At 62.4% G+C, this 20031-nt stretch carries 16 protein-coding genes; 11 read left to right on the forward strand and 5 right to left on the reverse strand.

The window, feature by feature from the left end:
• Positions 1-21: 21 nt before the first annotated feature.
• Positions 22-564, reverse strand: a complete 543-nt coding sequence (locus tag A39O_RS0128775) for a chemotaxis protein CheW (RefSeq protein ID WP_020508114.1) — start codon at positions 562-564, stop codon at positions 22-24.
• Between the two features lie 592 nt (positions 565-1156).
• On the opposite strand from A39O_RS0128775, the gene A39O_RS0128780 reads away from it, so the two are divergent.
• Positions 1157-3277 (forward strand): EAL domain-containing response regulator, encoded by a 2121-nt coding sequence (locus A39O_RS0128780; protein WP_020508115.1) that lies wholly within the window; start codon positions 1157-1159, stop codon positions 3275-3277.
• A gap of 91 nt (positions 3278-3368) precedes the next feature.
• Here the strand turns inward: A39O_RS0128780 and A39O_RS41375 are convergent, their stop codons facing one another.
• Entirely contained in the window at positions 3369-3806 is a 438-nt protein-coding gene (locus tag A39O_RS41375; protein ID WP_157640487.1) for a hypothetical protein, read from the reverse strand.
• A gap of 907 nt (positions 3807-4713) precedes the next feature.
• Here A39O_RS41375 and A39O_RS0128785 point away from each other — a divergent pair.
• Positions 4714-5097 (forward strand): GxxExxY protein, encoded by a 384-nt coding sequence (locus A39O_RS0128785; RefSeq protein WP_020508116.1) that lies wholly within the window; start codon positions 4714-4716, stop codon positions 5095-5097.
• A 280-nt stretch (positions 5098-5377) separates the two neighbouring features.
• On the forward strand, positions 5378-5755 hold the full coding sequence (locus tag A39O_RS0128790) for an FN3 associated domain-containing protein (protein WP_157640488.1): 378 nt from the start codon (positions 5378-5380) through the stop codon (positions 5753-5755).
• A 49-nt stretch (positions 5756-5804) separates the two neighbouring features.
• Here A39O_RS0128790 and A39O_RS0128795 read toward each other — a convergent pair whose 3' ends face one another.
• On the reverse strand, positions 5805-6236 hold the full coding sequence (locus A39O_RS0128795; RefSeq protein WP_020508118.1) for a type II toxin-antitoxin system HicB family antitoxin: 432 nt from the start codon (positions 6234-6236) through the stop codon (positions 5805-5807).
• Positions 6237-6625: 389 nt separating this feature from the next.
• Here A39O_RS0128795 and A39O_RS0128800 point away from each other — a divergent pair, with 389 nt between their 5' ends.
• The 4 genes from A39O_RS0128800 (at position 6626) to A39O_RS35670 (ending at position 11398) form a co-directional block, all read left to right on the forward strand.
• Positions 6626-6859, forward strand: coding sequence for a type II toxin-antitoxin system Phd/YefM family antitoxin (locus A39O_RS0128800; RefSeq protein WP_020508119.1), 234 nt, complete (start codon positions 6626-6628; stop codon positions 6857-6859).
• Positions 6859-7245 (forward strand): type II toxin-antitoxin system VapC family toxin, encoded by a 387-nt coding sequence (locus A39O_RS0128805; protein ID WP_020508120.1) that lies wholly within the window; start codon positions 6859-6861, stop codon positions 7243-7245. The genes A39O_RS0128800 and A39O_RS0128805 overlap by 1 nt, the downstream gene beginning before the upstream one ends.
• A gap of 237 nt (positions 7246-7482) precedes the next feature.
• On the forward strand, positions 7483-10590 hold the full coding sequence (locus A39O_RS0128810) for an anti-phage-associated DUF499 domain-containing protein (protein ID WP_026199823.1): 3108 nt from the start codon (positions 7483-7485) through the stop codon (positions 10588-10590).
• A gap of 202 nt (positions 10591-10792) precedes the next feature.
• Positions 10793-11398 carry an anti-phage-associated DUF3780 domain-containing protein gene (locus tag A39O_RS35670; protein WP_020508122.1) on the forward strand — a complete coding sequence of 202 codons (606 nt, stop codon included), beginning with the start codon at positions 10793-10795 and terminating at the stop codon, positions 11396-11398.
• A 97-nt stretch (positions 11399-11495) separates the two neighbouring features.
• Here the strand turns inward: A39O_RS35670 and A39O_RS0128820 are convergent, their stop codons facing one another.
• Positions 11496-11927 (reverse strand): type II toxin-antitoxin system HicB family antitoxin, encoded by a 432-nt coding sequence (locus A39O_RS0128820; RefSeq protein WP_020508123.1) that lies wholly within the window; start codon positions 11925-11927, stop codon positions 11496-11498.
• A gap of 12 nt (positions 11928-11939) precedes the next feature.
• Complete coding sequence (locus A39O_RS39575) at positions 11940-12155, reverse strand: type II toxin-antitoxin system HicA family toxin (RefSeq protein WP_245562008.1); 216 nt, start codon at positions 12153-12155, stop codon at positions 11940-11942.
• 499 nt (positions 12156-12654) lie between these two features.
• On the opposite strand from A39O_RS39575, the gene A39O_RS0128825 reads away from it, so the two are divergent.
• From A39O_RS0128825 to A39O_RS0128840, 4 genes are all read left to right on the forward strand, one after another.
• Positions 12655-12969: a DUF1156 domain-containing protein gene (locus A39O_RS0128825; protein WP_020508124.1), complete on the forward strand. Its 315-nt coding sequence runs from the start codon at positions 12655-12657 to the stop codon at positions 12967-12969.
• A 213-nt stretch (positions 12970-13182) separates the two neighbouring features.
• Complete coding sequence (locus A39O_RS0128830; protein WP_245562009.1) at positions 13183-16242, forward strand: anti-phage-associated DUF1156 domain-containing protein; 3060 nt, start codon at positions 13183-13185, stop codon at positions 16240-16242.
• A 195-nt stretch (positions 16243-16437) separates the two neighbouring features.
• The gene (locus tag A39O_RS0128835) at positions 16438-16821 is read left to right on the forward strand and encodes a GxxExxY protein (protein ID WP_020508126.1); all 384 of its coding nucleotides are present in this window, start codon (positions 16438-16440) and stop codon (positions 16819-16821) included.
• 239 nt (positions 16822-17060) lie between these two features.
• On the forward strand, positions 17061-19799 hold the full coding sequence (locus A39O_RS0128840; RefSeq protein WP_020508127.1) for a phospholipase D-like domain-containing anti-phage protein: 2739 nt from the start codon (positions 17061-17063) through the stop codon (positions 19797-19799).
• Positions 19800-20031: the final 232 nt, after the last annotated feature.

Below are 20031 nucleotides of genomic sequence, written 5' to 3' on the forward strand. Positions count from 1 at the left end.
GGACAAAGGGCTAAAATAAGGCTAAAAATGGCTGAAGCTGCCCGCGCGCAAGGGGGTGAGATCGAGCCGGGCGAGGGCGCGTCCGCGATGCTCGGCCAAGCCGTTGCGCCGGACCAGATCCGTGGATTCGCCGCGCGTCATGGTCTGGAAGAGATCCGGGTCCAGTTCCTCCACCGATTCCACCCCATCCACCGGCAGACCGGCGCGGCGGCCCCGCCGGTCGCGTACGACCAGTGTCCGGTTGGCGGTGCCCAGCCGGTAACCGGCGGCGACGTCGAGGATGGCCGCGGTATCGAGCAGGGGCAGCAATTCGCCGCGGATATTGGCGAGCCCCAGGATCAGGGGGTTCACATGGGGCAGGGCGATGCCGGTCGTCACACAGGCGACCTCGTCGAGGTCATCCAGGGCGACGGCGAAGCGCTCGCCGCCGACCCGCACCAGCACGAAGGGGCGCAGGGCCGTCCGGGCGGCGGCCGCGGACTCGGCATAGCGCGCGGTCCAATGCGCCAGGTCCAGGTCGGCCAGGTCGTCGAGCGCAGACTCCGGGAGGTTGGCAGGCGTCATGTCGGTTCACTCGGGGCGATAATGAAAGTAGCGAGTCAAGAACAAGCTAAACACAATCGTCGTTGTCGTAGTCGGAAAAGCCATTCAAGTGAGGCATGAGCAGCGCGGCCTCGATCAAGATTCCGGCCACTTGGGCTCGCCGGGTGCGTAGTCAGGCCATCCTGGCCTGACACCGTCAGGGCTGGAAGCCCTGACTACGCACGCCGCCGGCCGGGATGACGATCAAGGCCGTTTTCGGTGCTCCGCGGCACGCACGCCCGAAAGCGGAACTGGAGTCAAAAAACTCATACCGAAAAGGGTCTATATATTGTGGGGGGCTGATCGGATCGTTGCGACCAGGCCGGCCTGTGCCGAGCGGTCGAACGCCGGCCTTGCTGTCGGCGCCTGACCGGCGCGCGGTCGGGCACGGCCTTTGCCGGGCAAGGTAACCCCGATGCGCGCCAGGGGCAAGGGTCGCAGGTCGCAGATGAGACGCTCGACACATGCCGCGCAGACAAGGCGTCGGGGCACGCGGGGAAGCCCATGACGGGAACAATCGGAACGCGTCGTCCAAGGTTCGGCAGTGAATCGATCGGACGGCCAGGAGGACGCCATGCAAGATCAGCCGGGTGACAGTCAAGAGACCAGTCAAACGATCCTCTACGTCGGTACGGATGCCGGGCTGCCGCATCGTCTGCGTCCCTTGCTCGATGAGCAGGGCCTGCGGCTGAAGGCCTGTTCCGACCTCGACGATCTGCGCACGCAGGGCCCCGCTCACGAGTGGACGGCACTGATCCTGGACAGCGCCTTGCTCGCGTCCGACCAGACGGTTCAGTCGTTCATGGCGGCGCTCGCGCAGGACGGGGCGCCGATTCGGAATCTGGTGGTCATCGCCCACACGAAGGACATCGGCCTGCGGCTTCAGGCGTTGCGCGCCGGGGCCGCCGCGTTCTTCACCGCGCCGGTGGGGAGCCGCGCACTGGTGGAGCGGCTGTGCGCGCTGTGCGCTCCGCGCACGGCGGCCGTGGGCCGGGTGTTGGTGGTGGAGGACGACCCCATGCAAGCGCTCCTGGTCGAGCGCATCCTCAGTGCCGCCGGGTATACGGTACGCACCCAGGGCGATGCCTTGCAGGTGCTGGCGGTGATCGAGGACTTCCAGCCCGAGCTGATCCTGATGGACCTCAATATGCCGGGCGCCAACGGGGCCGAGCTGACCGCGATCATCCGCGAGCATGAGGTCTTTGCGTCCGTCCCCATCCTCTTTCTGTCCAGCGAGCGGGATCCGGTGCGGCAGAGCGACGCGCTCAGCATGGGCGGCGACGCCTTCATCGCCAAGCCGATTCGTCCTGATCTCCTGGTCAAGGCCGTCACCCAACGGCTGGAGACGATGCGCGCGGTCCGCGGCCGGCTGCGGTTGGCCGAGCACCTGGACCCGGTCACCGGGCTGGCGTCGCGCCATTACTTCGTGAGTTGTCTGGAGCGCGCCGTCGCCGAGCCGGGCATCGGCGAGGCCGGCAACGGCCTGCTGCTGGTTGCGCTCGACGGGGCGAGCAGCATCGATGAGCGGATCGGTACCGGCGGGGCCGAACTGGTCCGCGCGCGCGCCGGGGCCATGATCCCCGCGCGGCTGGCGTCCGGCGAGCTGGCGGTCCGCTTGGATCACCATCGCCATGCCGTGCTGCTGCGTCGCGCCGGAGCCGACGCCCTCCTGGCTGCCGCGGAAGGGCTGCGCGCCGCGGTCGCCGCGGCACCCCTGAAGATCGGCGGTCAGTCACTGACGGTCAGCGTCAGCATCGGAGTCGGGCTCTTTCACCCGGCCGCCGGAGATGCCATCACGGTGATCTCGCGTGCTGAGAAGGCCTGCGCACAGGCCCAGGGTGCGGGCGGCGACCGCGTGGTCCTGTATCGGCCCTTCGTGCCCGGACCGGGGGATACGCTGCATGAGCAGCGCATCGGCGCGCTGATCGACCGCGCGCTGACCGGTGTCGACGGGGGCGGTATCGAAATGGATGGCGGCTTTCGGCTGTTCTATCAGCCGCTGGTCGCCGTCCAATCACCGAGCCCGCAGTTGATGGAGGTGCGCCTGCGGCTGCTCGAACGCGATGCCGAGTTGATCCCGGATGCGGACTATCTGGCCGTTGCCGCGCGCGGCGGGCGGTTGTGCGATATCGATCGGTGGCTGATGCTGCGGGCGCTCGCGGCACTCGCCGGTCAGGCGCCCACCCATCCGGACCTGCGGCTCCTGATCCCGCAACACCTGGACACCTTGGCGAGCGACGGTTGGGTGCTCTGGTTCCGCAACCAGTTGGTCTCGGCCGGACTGACGCAGCAGCGTCCGATCATCGAAGTCTGGCTTGCCGACCTGCTGCGGCGTCCCGATGACAGCGCCATCCTGTTGCGGATGCTGCACAAGCTCGGGATCAAGGTGTGTCTGCTGGATGTGGATCTGACGGCGGCGGCCAGGGATCTGGTCATCGAACTCCAACCGCCCCTGGTCAAGATCGCGGCCGCCACGCTCCACCAATCCGCACCTGATGCGTTGCTCCGGCTGATCACGCGCCTGCATCAGACCGGGGCTGAGGTGATCGTCGGCGGTGTCGACGACCCGACGCGGGTCGCGTCGATCTGGGCGAGCGGCGCGAACTACGTGCAAGGCGCTCTGATCCAGGAACCGCTGGCCGACTTGTCATTCGATTGGAGTGAGACGGTGCTCGATGCGGAGGGCGCCGGTTAGCGACCAAGTACGGTAGGTTGGGGTGAGGAACGAACCCCAACATCCCCGGACGCAGATCGTTGGGGTTCCTTCGTCACCCCAACCTACGGCCCTAATCGTCGCTCTGTCGGAGTTCGCGGGCCATCCTCAGGCACCTTCGCGCATGGCGAATTTGCCATGCCATGCTCTTCCGCGCAGAAGGCAAATACTCATAATTCTCGTCATCCAGCCAAGACAGCGTCCGGCGTATTCGATCTTTGATTTCCGCTTTATCCATCGAAGGACTGACAAACTCCAGTGGCCCCCCAAGATAATCTGCGATTTGACATCGATCCGGCCCACCGACCATGCCCTCGCCCGTTCCCTCCCAGGTGGATAAATCGACTGTTTCTCCGATGTGTTGCGCCCACCGCTCAAAGGGCACCCCAAGAAAGTCCTTGCCGTGTTCCAGTCGCGAACCACTCGCCTCAGTTCGTGGCGGTGCATACTGCAGATCGATCCACAGATCGCCGTCTTCGCAACTCAGAATCGTCGCATATTGCGTAGCCACTGAAGAATTCCTCGATAAAATGACCGACCTCTTCCGCTTCCCCGGCACCCCGCGCACCTCGCCCGGCTGGACAAGGGCGAACTGCGTGATGATAAGGCGTTGTCGTCGGCCGAGGCGAGCGCACTGCTGGCTGCCCAGCCCTGAAGCAGAACCCCGCCGCTGGCGGCTGACATCGGGCGTCGTCGGCGCTGGTCGGCGCTGGCGTTGGCTGTTGCGGGGTGGGTTTACCCTGACCAGGGGTTGCGACGGGACGCCCTGGCGGGTGCCGGGAGGGTGGTCGAGCGAGTCCTCGCGCCTCAGGGTCGGCAAGCGGTTCCCGGCACCGGTGGTCGCCGGTGAGGCCGGATCCGCCGTCCTGCCCGGCGGCGATTATTCGAGCTGAAGCACGGTAGGTTGCCATGAAAGTCGGGCGGGGCCGGAGACGAGAACAACCCTCGCTGTCTCGCAGAGACACGATAAGGGTACGGCGTTGGCCGGGCCTCCGGCGCTCAGTCAAGCACCACCCCGTAGATGCCTATAACTTCGCGGCCTTGGCTCGGTCTCCTAAGCATAGCCCGACTTTCATGGGAGGGGGTGAGCGCGACGATCATGACCGTTGGGGTGAGGAACGAACCCCAACATCCCCGGACGCAGATCGTTGGGGGTTCCTTCGTCACCCCTACGGCCCTGAGGCCATCGCCAGCCGCATCCGCCACCAGCGGCTACAATGAGCCCTGAGATCTCCTCGCGGAGACACGGAAGAAAGAGAAGAAGTCCTCTCACAAAGACACAAAGGCACAAAGAAGAGAAGACGGTCATGGCTTTTTTCTTTACTTTTATTTCTTTTCTTCTTTGTGTCTTTGTGCCTTTGTGAGAGCATCTCTTTCTTTTTTCCAGCACATTTCCGCGTCTCTGTGAGATAACTGAAATGAATGAGAATGAAATCGGCGTGATCGTTGTGGATTGTGCCGTTAAGATCCATATGCGGCTTGGACCTGGACTGCTGGAGAGTGTCTATGAGACGGTGTTGGCCTATGAGTTGGAAAGGCGGGGCTTGTTTGTTGAGCGACAGGTGTCGGTCCCTATCTTCTACGATGATATTTGCTTTGAGGAAGGCTTCCGGGCGGATTTGATCGTCGCCCGCAAGGTCATTCTGGAATTGAAATCCATTGAGCGCGTCACGAATGCGCACAAGAAGCAATTACTCACCTACCTGCGCCTGACCGGGATGAAGCTCGGCTATCTCCTGAACTTCGGTGAAGCCTTGATGAAAGACGGCATCACCAGAACCATCAACGGCCAACTCGGGTGAACAGAGCCTCTCACGGAAAATCGGAAGAAAGAAAAGAAATCCTCTCACAAAGACACAAAGACACAAAGGTAGAGAAGCCTTTCATAGCTTCTTATCTCGCTCTTCTTCGTGTCTTTGTGAGAGCATCTTCTTTCCTGTGGTCCGCCAAGGACCGCCGGGCCTTGATCATCGTTCCGGCCGGCCACGAACGGTCCGCACAGCGGACCCTACGGTAACACCGTGATCTGTAGGGTCCGCTGTGCGGACCGACGACCGTGCAGATCGCGCGGTGGCCGGGTTTATGACCAAGGCCGACCGCCGTGTCCCCTGGCGCGATAAGGTCGCGCTGCGCTGCACCCCTGATGCCGAACTGCGCTACACCCTGGAGGGCACTAACGCCAAAGAAGGGACCCTTTACACGGACCCATTCCCAGTTCCGGCGAAGGGTTGCACCATCCTGATTGCAGCCAAGGCCGGCGAGGTGGAAAAGCCTGCCGAGATCCTGATCCCGTCGGTCGGCCACGACCGGGTCGTCATCGACGAGCGCAAACCGGCCCGGCTGGCCGAGACCAATGAAGACGAATCCTCTCACGGAGACACGGAGGCACAAAGTAGAAGAGAGGAAGGGCGCAATCCTGAATCCGACGATCTCTCACGCCAAGGATGTTTTCCGGGATAATCGCAACGTCGCGCCATCGCGCTGTCCTGAGAAGGCAGTGCCCGCGTTATCAAGCGGCCTCTACAACCTGGACCGCGAGGCGCCTGTCTAACAGCGCCAGCGCCGTTTCGATCTGTTCGATGCGGCTGTGGTGGCGAAAGGACAGCAAATGATCCACCCGCGTCGGAGTGATGTTGAGCTTCCGTGCCAGGTCCGCCTTAGGCATGCCGGCGGCGATGAGCGCGTTGTGGAGCGCGACCTTGGCCGCTATAATCACCGGCAGGACGACTACAGGCTGATGGTCTGCCGGCACCGAGGGTTCGGGGATGCGTTCACGTCGTTCGACGAAGACCTCAAACGCCGTGGTCAAGGCATCGACCGAATTCAGCAGCGCCTCGGCCTCATCGTCACCCACCGTATGGGCGAATGGAATGTCGGCAAAGCCCGCAAGCACTGCGCCGCTTTCGTTGTCGCGTTCCAGGGTTGCCGGGTAGCACAACATCAGGGATCTCCTTCAATCCAAATCTAAGTCTTTCTGGTGTTTCCTCCCGCTTGATCCGATACTAGCAGTTGCCTAAAGACAGTGTCACCACGGATAACTGAGACCAGCGGAAGAATGCCCAGCAAAGGCGATTTCCGAAAACTCGACCTCCGATCTGTGTATGGGCTCAAAGTCATCCGGAGTTCACCTTAAGGCCCGCCGCCGCTCGCCCCCCGGGCTGCGCCCGGTTATCCTGGCGCCCGTTCATCAGGGGCGCCGAGCAGGTCCTAGCCGAGGACTGCTTGCCCGAAGACTGAGGTAGCAAGAGGGCCCCAGGCATCGGCCTTATTCCATCGCACCGTCATTCCCGCTAGACTTAGTCCGAGTACTTAGTCCATCAGGAGGCGCCAATGACGCTGATCGTCAACGTCCACGAGGCCAAGACCCATCTCTCCAAGCTCCTGGAGCAGGCCCATGCCGGTCAGGAGATCATCCTGGCCAAGGCCGGCAAGCCCTACGCACGCCTGATGCCCTTGGCACCCGCACCCGCCCGGCGTCAACCGGGGCGCCTCGCGGGCCGCGTGACCGACGCCTTCTTTGACCCGCTGCCCCCGGAAGAACTCGACGCCTGGGAAGGCCGTTGATGCGGCTGCTGCTCGATACCCATGCGCTGCTCTGGTGGTTCACCGCGGACCCACAACTGTCCGCCAGCGCGGCGGCCGCCATCGCCGATGAGGCCAACGCGGTCCATGTCAGCGCGGCGACGGCCTGGGAGATCGCGACCAAGCAGCGGCTGGGCAAGCTCGATGAAGTGCCCCACGCGGCCGAACGGTTCGCGGAACTGGTCGCCGCTGACGGCTTCCTCCACCTGCCGGTCAGCTACCTCCACGGACTGCGCGCGGGAGGCTATGTCCTGGCCCATCGCGATCCCTTCGATCGCATGTTGGCGGCCCAGAGTGAGTTGGAATCCATGGTCCTGGTGACCCGGGACCCGGCGTTCGCCGCGTTTCCGGTCGCGACCCTGTGGTGAGGGGATAGCACGGTAGGTTGGGGTGAGGAACGAACCCCAACATCCCAGGCCGCCGATCGTTGGAGTTCCTTCGTCACCCCAACCTACGGCCCTGTTGGAGCCGTTATCGCTAGGAGAAAGGCGCTCCCGAAAGGACTAACATTGACGGCCCTGCGATGCAGGGTTGAGCGCGTGGTGTGATGGAGTAGGGTGACCCGGTTGGGGCAACCTGCGGACTCGAAATCGAAGGAGATCGAAGTGCTTGGAACCGTTCGTGACGCCTGCAAAATCCATCCGATGGTCTACGACTACCGGATGACGGAGGCGATCGAAAACCTCTCGGACCTGATCGGCGGGGCCGGGGACGGGGCCGAGTTCTTCGCCAGGAACTACGTGACCCAGGGCATGGACACCCTGTTCCGCGAGGGTTTGCTGCGGCTCGCCGGCCGGTCCGACCAGGCCGCTTTCGAGTTGGCCCAGGCCATGGGCGGCGGTAAGACGCATCTCATGGTGGCGCTGGGGTTGCTGGCCAAACATCCGCACCTGCGCCCTGTCGTGTTACCCGCCGAGCTTGCCGAGCGCTTGGACTTCGGCCCCGCCCGCATTGCCGCCTTCAACGGCCGCAACGACCCCGAGCACTACATCTGGGGCGAGATCGCCGAGCAGTTGGGCGAGGCCGATTTGATACGCCCCTACTGGATTGACGGCCCCCGCGGAATCGACGAGAAGAAGTGGCTTACGATCATCGGCGACGCGCCGACCCTGATCCTGCTCGACGAGCTGCCGCCCTATTTGCTCAACGCCGACACTCGCCCGGTCGGCAAGGGGTCCCTGGCCGATCTGGTGACCTACAGCATCAGCAACCTGCTGACCGCGGCGATCAAGTTGCCGCGTTGTTGCGTCGTCATCGCCAATCTGTCGGGCAGTTACGAGGCCCAGACCAAGGATTTGGCGCGGATTATGTCCAACCTCCAGCAGGAGTCCCGGCGCCAGGCCCAGACCATCACCCCGGTCCAACTCGCCGGCAATGAGATCTACCAGATCCTCAAGAAGCGCCTGTTCACCGAGTTGCCCGGGGATGCCTTGGTCGAATCGGTCGGGGAGGCATTCGCCGAACAGGTCAAGGCCGCCGAGGATGGCGGCTACATTGCCGCTCGGGCCATGGAGCAGGTCGCCCTGGAGGTCCGCGAGACCTACCCCTTTCACCCCTCATTTAAAAACCTGGTGGCCCTGTTCAAGGAGAACGAGGGCTTTCGCCAGACCCGCGGTCTCATGCAGTTCACCGCCCGGCTGTTGCGCAGCGTCTGGAACCGGGAGGCCAACGACGTTTTCCTGATTGGCACCCAGCACCTGGATCTCAACGACCCGCAGGTCCGCGACGAGATCCAGCGGGTGAACCCGGCGCTCCTGCCCGCGGTGGTCAACGACATCGCAGACCTAGGCAATGCCCGTGCCGAGGAGATCGACGGCGATCTGGGCAGCGACGCCGCCACCCAGGTGGCCAAGTTGATCCTTTCGGCGTCCCTGTCCCGCGCCGTCGGTGCTCACACCGGCCTGACCCAGGCCGAGATCATCGAATACCTGGCGGCCCCCTACCGCAAGGCCGATGAATTCCTGGCCGGCCTGGAACGTCTGCGCGACCGCGCCTGGTATCTGCATCGGGAGGGGGAAGGCTTCTACTTCAAGGAGACCGAAAATCTGGGGCGACGCATTGAGCGCGACGCCAAGCAAATCCCGTTACCCAAACTGGAGCAAGCACTGATCAACCGCCTCACCGGGCTGTTTCAGGCCCAGAGCAAGTCCAGGGCGGCCTACCAGGAAGTCCAGATCATGCCGCGCCTGGATGATGTGAAGCTCTCGGGCCCGCGCATCCTGCTGGTGGTGCAGCCGGATGGGCGGACCCCGCCCGAACAGATCCGCAACTTCTTCGAGTTCCAGCAGGAAAAGAACAACGTGCTGATCCTGTCCGGACACGACAGCCACCTCGCCAACGAGGTGGAGGCGCGGCTGCGGGAACTCTATGCGGTGGAGGCGATCTTCAAGCCGCTCAAAGCGGGCGACACCTTGTTCGAGGAGGCCCGCGACAAGCTCGAAGAGTTGTCCGAGCGCTTCACCAAGGCCGTCTCCGGCGCCTACAACCGGTTGTTCTTCCCCGGCGGTACCGGCGAACTGGTCATGGCCACCATCGACAACGGCCTGAGCTTCGGCGCGGGCGAACATGCCGCCGAGGCCCAGATCGAAAAACTCCTGGCCAGCGGACGCTGCGACAACAAGCTTGCTCTGGATATGCCGGACGCCTTGCCCGCCTACTGGGCCATGGCCGAGACCTACCTGTGGTCTGCCAAGGACCGCCGTGTCCCCTGGCGCGACCTGGTCATGCGCGCCAAGACCGACCCGACGTGGCCCTGGATGCCAGGCGCACGTGGGCTGGAGCAACTCCGCGATGAGGCCCTCAAGCAAGGGCGCTGGCGCCAGACGCCGGAGGGGCACATCGAGAAGGGGCCCTTCCCCGCCGAGAAGACCTCGGTCAACATCACCCCCCAGGGCACCAATCGCGAGACCGGGGAGACCACCCTCTCGCTCACGCCCCGCAACGCCGGTGACAGCCCCCGCGTCTATGTCGCCAAGACCGCCGCGGTGTCGGTTGAGGACCACCAGGTCCAAGACCTGGAAGACTATCGCACCCCCGAAGCGACTCTCTACTTCATCGCGGTGGACAGCGCCGGCAAGTACCACGTGGGCGAGCCGACCCGCTGGACTGCGGACCTGACCGTCCGCCACGAAGTGCTCAACATCGCCGACTCGCGCAAGGTCGAACTCCGCTGCACCCCCGCCGCCGAGATGCGCTACACCCTGGACGGCACCAATCCCAAAGAGGGGACGGTTTACACGGACCCTTTCCAGGTGCCGGCCAAGGGCTGCACCATCCTCATTGCGGCCAAGGCCGGCGAGGTGGAGAAGTCCGCTAAGGTTCTGATCCCGTCCGCTGGTGACTACCGGGTCATCATTGATGAGCACCAACCGGCACGGCTTGACGGTATTAAGCGAGTGTCGATCGACACCACCGACCGTACATTCGCGTTCATTCAACGCTTCAGGGATCGTCCTGATACCCTGTTGTGGGGGGTCCAGATGATCCTGGGCGAGGGCGAAAACGCGGTTCAGATCCGCTTCAATGAGCGCCGCCTCACGGCGGCCGCGATCGAGACCGCCATCCGCGGCATCCGCGCCGCTATGGGGGACGAGCAGGCCGCGGTTCAGATCATCGTCAAGGGCGGCGTAAGCTTCGGCGACGGGTTCGCGTTGAGGGAGTTCGCCGAGATCGCGGGTATCGAACTCAAGTCCGGCGATGTCAGTCAGGATTAGTACGGGGAGGGACCCAGACACAGAGGCACGCAGAGCAGGAAACCCTGTAGGGTGGATAAGGCGCGCGGTACGATGCTGCGGGTTCGGCACGGTGGCCGGTCGCGCCGCATCCACCACCCGCGGTGGTCGCGGCTGGTGTGATGGTGGATGCGCCGCGCTGATTCACCCTACCGTCTTCGGACTTGCCTCAGAGAATAGCCGAGTGATTCAGAAAGCCGACCCGCGCGAGCGCCCCGCCTACGCCCACCGCACCCTGGGCTTCGGCGTCCCCGCGACCTCCGACCCCCATCACTTCCTGGTCCAGATCCCGCGCGGCAATGCGGCGCCCGTGCTGATCTGCGAGCACCTGGGGATGGGCTCCGAGACCGTCCGGGAGCAGGTCATCGACCGCGTGCTGCTCCCGCGGCACCGTTGGACGGCCATCCGCGCAGAGGTGCAGCGGGCCTTCAACGCCAGACTCAAGGAGCACGACCTGGCCACCGGGACCTGGAAGGTTGGGGACAACCCCGTGGACCGACTGCTCGGGAAAGAGTTATGCGTACTGGCCTGGGCCTGCGAGCGCCTGGACCCCGAGAAGATCGGCAGCGCCGTGCGCAACTGGCTGGCGCTGCGACCCGAGGAGCGCTGGTGGCTGTTCGGGATGACGGCGATGACCGCTGGCGGAATCGGTGATGCCGATCAGGGCTGGCGGGTCGCGCTGCGCTATGCCTTGGGCGACACCGCTCAGAACGAGCCGCTCAAGCCCCGGACCCTGGTCGGGAAGGCGGGGCTCGGGGGGCAGGGCACGCTGCCCCTGTTCGATGACTGAGACGACAATCCCCGAATGATGGCCTTCGTACCTGACATCCAGTAGGGGCGGGTTTGAAACCCGCCCCTACGTCCGGTTATCACGTCCGACGGCGATATCAAGCTGCCTCTATAACCTGGATCGCGAGGCGCCTGTCCAACAGCGCGAGCGCCGTTTCGATCTGTTCGATGCGACTGTGGTGGCGAAAGGACAGCAGATGATCTACCAGCGTCGGCGTGATATTGAGCTTTCGAGCGAGGTCCGCCTTACCCATGCCCGCGGCGATGAGCGCGTTGTGGAGCGCGACCTTGCCCGCGACGACCACCGGCAGGACCACCACTGGCTGATGCTCAGCCGGCGCCGAGGGTTCGGGGATGCGTTCACGCCGTTCGACGAAGACCGCAAACGCCGTGGTCAGGGCATCGACCGCATTCAGCAGCGCCTCGGCCTCATCGTCACCCACCGTATGGGCGAATGGAATGTCGACAAAGCCCGCAAGCACCGCGCCGCTTTCGTTGTCTCGTTCCAGGGTTGCCGGGTAGCACAACATCAGGGATCTCCTTCAATCCAAATCTAAGTCTTTCTTGATTGCCTTCACGAGGGAATTGGGAATCTCCTTTGATCCGTGGAACGGAAACACAGAATGTCTGCCGTTCAATTCCACGTGCAAGTGGCTGCCGTTACCGGGACGGAATCTTGCCCCCTGCGCTGCCAGCCACCGTTTGAATTCGCTGTATTTCATCGCCAACCGCACGGCTGTTACACTGAAGGTGCGCACTCCGGGACACTCTGCATGGCCTCGATCAAGATTCCGGCCACTTGGGCTCGCCGGGTGCGTAGTCAGGCCATCCTGGCCTGACACCGTCAGGGCTGGAAGCCCTGACTACGCACGCCGCTGGCCGGGATTACGATCAAGGCCCTCTGCATCGTCTTGCGCAGTCGTTCATTGGGTTGCGGCGAGGGCCTTGGTCATAAACCCAGCCACCGCGCGATCGGCACGGTCGTCGGTCCGCACAGCGGACCCTACAGGTTGCGGTGTTACCGTAGGGTCCGCTGTGCGGACCGTCCGCGGCCGGCCGGAACGATGGTCAAGGCCGCGGCGGGGCATCGAGGCGGCTCAGGCCGCGGCGCCGACGCGCAACGCCCGTCCCGGCAAGTCGCGCTCGTCGGGCATGGCGGCGGGTCCTTGGGTTGTCCGCATGGTGTTTCCTCCCGCTTGATCCGATACTAGCAGTTGCCTAAAGACATTGTCACCACGGATACCCGAGACCAGCGGAATGCAAGAACCCCTTCAGGCATCAGCGCCCCGCGAGCCTACTCCCGACCTGGTCGCCCCCAGTCTTCGACCCTTCGCCCTCAAAGACGCCCCGGCCGTGATCGAGGCGGTGTTTCCGGCGCAGAAGGTCTCGTTTGAGGCGCAGCGCGAGCGCAAGGCTGGGGCGGGGCAGACGTTGACGGTGCTGGGTGCTTATTGGAAGGGCCGCAACCCGCTGATTCCGGTGCGGGCCATCGTACTGGGCAGCCTGCTGCCGCAGACCGATGATCCCGAGCAAGACCCGGAGGGCTTCGAGAAGCACGGAGACAGGGAATAAAGAATGCTCTCACAAAGACACAAAGACACAAAGAAGAGAAGCCTAGGGAATTATCTCGGGGGCTGCTGAAGTGGTCGCTTTGCCAGGATCATTATTGAATAGCGTTTTAGCTTTCCATGATCTGCTCCGCTTCTTTTCTTCTTCGTGTCTTTGTGTCTTTGTGAGAGAATCTTCTTCTCCGCGCCCCAGTGAGAGCTACTCAGGAATTGCAGAATGACGGTTGATGTAATGAGCGCCGCGGCCGGTGGGCAATGCAGAGTCCAGCCCTTTGCCTTGCGCGACGCCCCGGCCCTGATCGAGGCGGTGTTTCCGGCGCAGAAGGTCTCGTTCGAGGCGCAGCGCGAGCGTAAGGCGGGGGCAGGGCAGACGCTGACGGCGCTGGGTTCTTATTGGAAGGGCCGCAAACCGCTGATCCTGGTGCGGGCCATCGTGCTGGGAAGCCTTTTGCCGCAGACCGATGATCCCGAACAGGACCTGGAAGTTTTTGAAAAACTGATGGCCTTCGACGAGGGCGGACTGGCGCGGCGGGAGCCGAAGATCAGTCCGGCCGATATCGCTGAACGGGTCGCGCTGAATGACCCCTGGAACTACTTCACTGCTTCATTCAAGGGAAATACGCTCGATAAACAAGAGATCGCGGACGCCCGGTTCCCGCTTGAGTTGGACCTCTTCCCGGGGCTCAACATCCGCTGGCGGCGGGATGTCGATGAGGCTGACAAACGCGACCTGTTGGCCAAAGCCCTGGGGACCTGGCCCACCTACGAGGAGCGCGCTGGGCTGTGCAAGCGCCCGGAGGAGTTGGATCAGGCCGCACTCTATGCCCCGATCTGGCCGGCGGTGAATGCCCACCTTGGGTATCTGGGCATCAATGCACATTCACATCAGGAATTGGTCGAGCAATTGGGTATCCTGCGCTACGGTCACCGGCCGCGGGTCGGGGATACCTTCTGCGGTGGCGGCTCAATCCCATTCGAGGCGGCGCGGCTGGGCTGTGATGTCTATGCGTCGGATCTGAACCCCATCGCATGCATGTTGACCTGGGGGGCGCTCAACATCATCGGCGCCGCGCCGGACAAGCGTGCCGAGATTGAGCGGGCGCAGCGCGAGGTGGCCGAGGCGGTGGATCGGGAGATCACGGCGCTTGGCATCGAGCACGACAGCAGTGGCAACCGCGCCAAGGCGTATCTCTATTGCCTGGAAGGGTTGGACACAGAAACCGGCTGGCGTGTGCCGATGGCGCCAAGCTGGGTCATCTCCAAGACGCGCAACGTGATTGCAAAGCTCGTCCCGAACCATCCGAGTAAGCGCTTTGATATTCAAGTTGTTACCGGCGCCTCCGTTGCCGATATGAACGCCGCTGAGCGGGGTACAACGCGCGATGGCAATCTAGTCTACGAACTTGATGAAAAGACTTTTCGTACGCCGATCAAGACTCTGCGCGGAGACTATCGCGATGCCACAGGTAATTTGACAAACAGTCTCCGTCGCTGGGAAAAGCAAGATTTCAAACCGCACCCCACAGATATTTTTCAGGAACGACTTTACTGTATTCAGTGGATTCGTCGCGAGTCACTTGATCAGTCTCATAAGGAATCTTTTTTTGCGTCCGTGACCGAGGAAGATTTGGAGCGAGAGCGGCAGGTTGAGAAGATCGTTTCCAATAGTTTCGCCCGTTGGCAGGAGCAGGGGCTGGTGCCAGATATGGCCATTGAAATTGGTGGGCCACCTCGGTATCAGGGACGTGAGCTTTTGGTGGCAAGGGGTTGGGTTTACTGGCATCATTTATTTAATCCACGGGCACTTATGTTGGCTTCTCTTCTTTCGCGAGAAGCACGACAGAATCCCTTTCTTGTTTCCATGCTCTGTGACGGATGTGATCGCTTATCCAGATTAGTTCGCTGGGACCCAAGAAATGCAGCGTCGCGACGTGACCCGACATGCCAAAGTACTTTTTATAATCAGGCGCTTAATACGCTTGATAACTATGGTGGCCGTGCTTTTATCTATTTAGCAGGCTCCATTTTATCCGTCTATCCTAACGAAAAAATAGCAACTCAAGGAATCGTTGATACTCGATCAGCAAGTAACACAGAAAGAAATTGCGATATTTTCATTACAGACCCGCCCTACGGCGACGCGGTGATGTATCATGAAATCACCGAGTTTTTCATCGCCTGGCTGCGCAAGAGTCCCCCGCCGCCATTCGACCAATGGACCTGGGACTCCCGCCGCGATCTCGCCATCAAGGGCTCCGGCGACGACTTCCGCCGCGGCATGGTGGACGCCTACCGCGCTATGACCAATCACATGCCCGACAACGGCATGCAGTGCGTGATGTTCACCCACCAGGACTCCGGCGTCTGGTCCGATATGGTGAGTATCTTCTGGGCCTCAGGTTTGCAGGTGGTCGGCGCCTGGTATATCGCGACCGAAACAACTTCCGAACTCAAGAAGGGCGGCTTCGTGCAGGGCACCGTGATCCTGATGCTGCGCAAGCGCCCGGCCGGCGACCGCCCCGGCTTCAAACAACGCATCCTTCCCGAGGTTAAACGGGAGGTCGATGCCCAGATCAAGCAGATGATGCACCTGAACACCGAGACCCAGACCAAGATGGGTGCCCCGGTGTTCAACGATTCCGACCTGCAGATGGCCGGATACGCGGCGGCGCTCAAGGTGCTGACCGGCTACACCAGCATCGGCGGCGAGGACGTGACCACCTTTGCCTTGCGCCCGCGACGCAAGGGCGAAACCACCGTGGTGGACGAGATCGTCGAGCAGGCGGCCGAGACCGCCAACAGCCTCCTGGTCCCGGAGGGCCTCGACCGTGAGACCTGGGCGGCTGTCGGCGGGATACAGCGCTTCTACCTGCGGATGCTGGACATGGAGACCACCGGGGCGGCGAAGCTCGACAACTACCAGAACTTCGCCAAGGCGTTCCGCGTCGGCGACTATGCCGCGGTGATGGCCAGCATCAAGCCCAACGCGGCGCGGCTCAAGTCCATCACCGAGTTCCAATCCCGAGACCTGACCGACCGCACCGAGCTCGGCCCGACCTCACTGGGTGCTCTGATCGTCGCCATTCAGGAATTCCTGGCGGAGAAGGACCCGGCGGTCGTCATGGCGAACCTGCGCGACGCCCTGGTGGATTATCTCGACAAGCGCCCGGTGCTGACGGACATGGCCGACTTCATCGCCGCCAAGGCCCGCGGCCCCGAGATCCGCCGCGCCGCTGAGGCCATCGCCGGCCGCATCCGCAACCAGCGGCTACAATGAGCCTTGAGAGTTCCTCTCGGAGACACGGAAGAAGGAGAAGAAATCCTCTCACAAAGACACAAAGGCACAAAGAAGAGAAGACTTTCATGGCTTTTTTCTTTACTTTGCTTTTCTTTCTTTTCTTCTTCGTGTCTTTGTGTCTTTGTGAGAGAATCTTCTTCTATTTTCTACTACATCTCCGTGAGATAGCTGATAATGAATGAGAATGAAATCGGTGTGATCGTTGTGGATTGTGCCGTTAAGATTCATATGCGGCTTGGGCCTGGGCTGCTGGAAAGTGTCTATGAGGCGGTGTTGGCCTATGAGTTGGAAAGGCGGGGCTTGTTTGTTGAGCGACAGGTGTCGGTCCCGATCTTCTACGATGATATTTGCTTTGAGGAAGGCTTCCGGGCGGATTTGATCGTCGCCCGCAAGGTCATTCTGGAATTGAAATCCATCGAGTGCGTCACGAATGCGCACAAGAAACAATTGCTCACCTACCTGCGCCTGACCGGGATGAAGCTCGGCTATCTCCTGAATTTCGGCCAAGCCCTGATGAAAGACGGCATCACCAGAACCATCAACGGCCAACTCGGGTGAACAGAGCCGCTCACGGAAACACGGAAGAAAGAGAAGAAGTCCTCTCACAAAGACACAAAGACACAAAGACACAAAGGCACAAAGAAGAGAAGACTGTCATGGCTTTTTTTTGCTTTGTTTTTCTTTCTTTTCTTCTTCGTGTCTTTGTGCCTTTGTGAGAGAATCTTCTTTCTCTTCTCGTCCGTGTCTCCGTAAGAGAATCGTCTTTCACTTCTCTTCCGTGCCTCCGTGAGAGATCAATGACCATCCGCCGCCTCTCTTCGCGCACCGATCGGCTGGATCAGAGCTTCCTGGCCGAACACCTCCAAGGCGCGCGCAGCTACCGGCGCATCGCCGGCTACTTCACCAGCTCGCTGTTCGAGGTCGCCCACGAATGGCTGGAGTCGGTGGCGGACGTGCGGATCGTCTGCAACGTGGACCTGACTCCGGAAGACCTGAAGGTCGCCCAGGTGCGCGAGGCGCGGATGCTCGGGCGCTGGAACGAGCGCTCGATCGAGGCCGAGTCCCTGCTGAACCGCGAGCGCTACCAGCGCCTGGATGCCTTTCTCGCCAAGCGCGGCCAGGTGATCCGGGTGGCGCCGGACAGCATCTGCGGCTTCGTGCACGGCAAGGCCGGGGTCATTGAGCGGGCCGACGGGCGCCGGGTCGGTTTCATCGGCTCCATGAACGAGACCCGCCACGGCTGGCAAGATCACTATGAGATCCTCTGGGAGGACGACTCGCCGGAGGGGGTGGCCTGGATCGAGGCCGAATTCGAGTTCCTGTGGAACGCGGCCCGTCCACTGCCGGACGCGGTGTGCCGCGAGGTCCGACGCCGCGGTCGGCGCACCGAAGTCGGGCTGCCGGCCATCGAGACCGAGGAGACCCTGGCCCCGGCAGCGCTGATCGAGTCCCCTCTGTACCGTGAGGGCATGGCACTACAACCCTGGCAGCAGGGGTTCGTGACCGAATGTCTGCGCCATTACCACGACCATGGTCAGGTGCGACTACTGCTGGCCGATGAGGTTGGTCTGGGCAAGACCCTGTCGCTCGGTACCGCGGCCCTGACGCTCTGCCTCTTATCCGAGCGGACCGCACGCCGCCGCAAACCCATCGTGATCTTCGCCCCGGCCACCCTGTGTGAACAGTGGCAGACGGAGATGATCGACAAACTCGGGATTCCCTGTGCCCGCTGGCACTCCAATCGCAAGCTGTGGCTCGACCCCGAAGAACGGGCGATCTCCCCGAGTGGACCGGAGCACATCGCCCGCTGTCCGTTGCGGATCGGGATCGTCTCCACCGGGCTGATGGTACAGCCATCGAAGGAAAAGGAGGTCCTGACCGGACTGAGCTTCGATCTCGTCATCCTGGATGAGGCCCACAAGGCGCGCTCGCGCCAGGGCTACGGCCAGCAGGCCGGTGAGCCGAACGAGTTGCTCGCCTTCATGCACGCGGTCGCCAATCGGGCCGATCATGTTCTGCTCGGCACCGCCACACCCATCCAGACCCAGGCCGAAGACCTGTGGGACCTGGTGCGGGTGCTGCACCGGGGCAGCAACGGTTTCGTGCTCGGCAACGAGCTGGCCACCTGGCACAACCCGGGGCGCGTGCTGCCCATCCTGTGCGGCGAGGAGCGGGTTCTGGACCTCAACTACGGCTGGCGATTGCTGCGCTCGCCGCTGCCGACCATGGAGTCCACCAACGAGCCCAACGCACGCCGGCTGTTCCGCAACCTGCGCGAAGAACTCAGTCTGCGCCGGACCGAGCATCTGGCGGGTGCCTTGCCGTTGCTGTCCGCAGAACTGCGCGACGATCTGGAGACTGAGCTTGAGCGGGTGATCGACGGCGCCTCGTTCTTTCAACGCGAGAACCCCTTCGTCCGTCATGTGGTCCTGCGCAAGCGTGCGACCCTGGAGGCCCAAGGACTGCTCGACAGGGTTGCGGTCAACGTCCATCCGGACGGGGGACTGGTCGAGGACCTGCACCGGTTCAACGCCCTGTTCCAGGGGATGGCGCTGCGCACGTCGCCGGATTTCGACCGGGCCTACGAGGAAGCACGCGCCTTCGGCCGCGTGCTCGCCAAGCGCGGCAAGGGCGGAGGCTTCATGAAGAACCTGATGGAGCAGCGGGTCTGTTCAAGCCGCGTGGCCGGTATCAATACCGCGACCACTTTGCTCGCGGGGCGTGAGATTCAGGAAGAAACAGAAGACGCCGAGGTAGAGCTTGCGATCCAAACCGACGCGGAGCGTGCCGCGCTCGTTGGTCTGATCGCCGCCCTGAACGGCATGGACGATGATCCGAAGCTGCGGGCGATTAGGTATTACCTGAACGACGAGGGCTGGCTGGAACTTGGCTGCATCATCTTCAGCCAGTATCACGACACCGCCCGGTGGGTGGCCGACTCCCTGGCCGCGGAGCTGCCGGCCGAGGTCATCGGGCTCTATGCCGGCGCCGAGCGCAGCCGTCTGTATCGGGACGGTCAGACGGTCGGCATCGCCCGCGAGGCCCTGAAACGGATGGTCGCCGACCATGATATCCGCATCATGGTCGCCACCGACGCCGCCTGCGAGGGCCTGAACCTCCAGACCCTGGGGACCCTGATCAATGTCGATCTGCCCTGGAATCCGACCAAACTCGAGCAGCGCATTGGCCGTATCAAGCGCTTCGGTCAGACCCGCTCGACGGTGGATATGCTGAACCTGGTTCACCAGGGCACGGTCGACGAGAAGGTCTATCAGCGTCTTTCAGAGCGCATGCGCAACCGCTACGACCTGTTCGGCGGTCTGCCGGACACCATCAAGGACGACTGGATCGACGACATCGAGACCCTGGGTGAGAAGATGGACCAGTACATCGAAGCGCGCCGCCAGGCTTCCGGCTTCGACCTGCGCTACAACGACAGCATCAAGCCCAACGACAATGCATGGCGGGACTGTGCGGCAGTGCTCGCGCGCCGCGATCTGGATAACCTCATGCGGCAGGGGTGGGGAAATTGTTAGTCTCACAAGAATGTCAATTCTTTTTCACGGAGACACGGAAGAAAGAGAAGAAAGAGAAGAAAGAGAAGAAAGAGAAGAAAGAGAAGAAAGCCTCTCACAAAGACACAAAGACACAAAGAAGAGAAGACTTTCATTGTTTCTTTTCTTCTTCGTGTCTTTGTGTCTTTGTGAGCGAATCTTCTTTCTCGGTGAGAGAATCTTCTTTCTCGCCTCTCTTTTCCGTGCCTTCGTG

This window comes from Lamprocystis purpurea DSM 4197 (assembly GCF_000379525.1).
In the GTDB taxonomy this organism is placed as follows: Bacteria; Pseudomonadota; Gammaproteobacteria; order Chromatiales; family Chromatiaceae; genus Thiodictyon; species Thiodictyon purpureum.

Coding starts and splice junctions, on each gene's coding strand:
- A39O_RS0128820 (WP_020508123.1), bottom strand. CDS start 11,927: ATGTTGTGCTACCCGGCAACCCTGGAACGAGACAACGAAAGCGGCGCG.
- A39O_RS0128775 (WP_020508114.1), bottom strand. CDS start 564: ATGACGCCTGCCAACCTCCCGGAGTCTGCGCTCGACGACCTGGCCGAC.
- A39O_RS0128840 (WP_020508127.1), top strand. CDS start 17,061: ATGACCATCCGCCGCCTCTCTTCGCGCACCGATCGGCTGGATCAGAGC.
- A39O_RS0128830 (WP_245562009.1), top strand. CDS start 13,183: ATGACGGTTGATGTAATGAGCGCCGCGGCCGGTGGGCAATGCAGAGTC.
- A39O_RS0128800 (WP_020508119.1), top strand. CDS start 6,626: ATGACGCTGATCGTCAACGTCCACGAGGCCAAGACCCATCTCTCCAAG.
- A39O_RS0128805 (WP_020508120.1), top strand. CDS start 6,859: ATGCGGCTGCTGCTCGATACCCATGCGCTGCTCTGGTGGTTCACCGCG.
- A39O_RS0128825 (WP_020508124.1), top strand. CDS start 12,655: ATGCAAGAACCCCTTCAGGCATCAGCGCCCCGCGAGCCTACTCCCGAC.
- A39O_RS0128795 (WP_020508118.1), bottom strand. CDS start 6,236: ATGTTGTGCTACCCGGCAACCCTGGAACGCGACAACGAAAGCGGCGCA.
- A39O_RS0128835 (WP_020508126.1), top strand. CDS start 16,438: ATGAATGAGAATGAAATCGGTGTGATCGTTGTGGATTGTGCCGTTAAG.
- A39O_RS0128790 (WP_157640488.1), top strand. CDS start 5,378: ATGACCAAGGCCGACCGCCGTGTCCCCTGGCGCGATAAGGTCGCGCTG.
- A39O_RS0128780 (WP_020508115.1), top strand. CDS start 1,157: ATGCAAGATCAGCCGGGTGACAGTCAAGAGACCAGTCAAACGATCCTC.
- A39O_RS0128785 (WP_020508116.1), top strand. CDS start 4,714: ATGAATGAGAATGAAATCGGCGTGATCGTTGTGGATTGTGCCGTTAAG.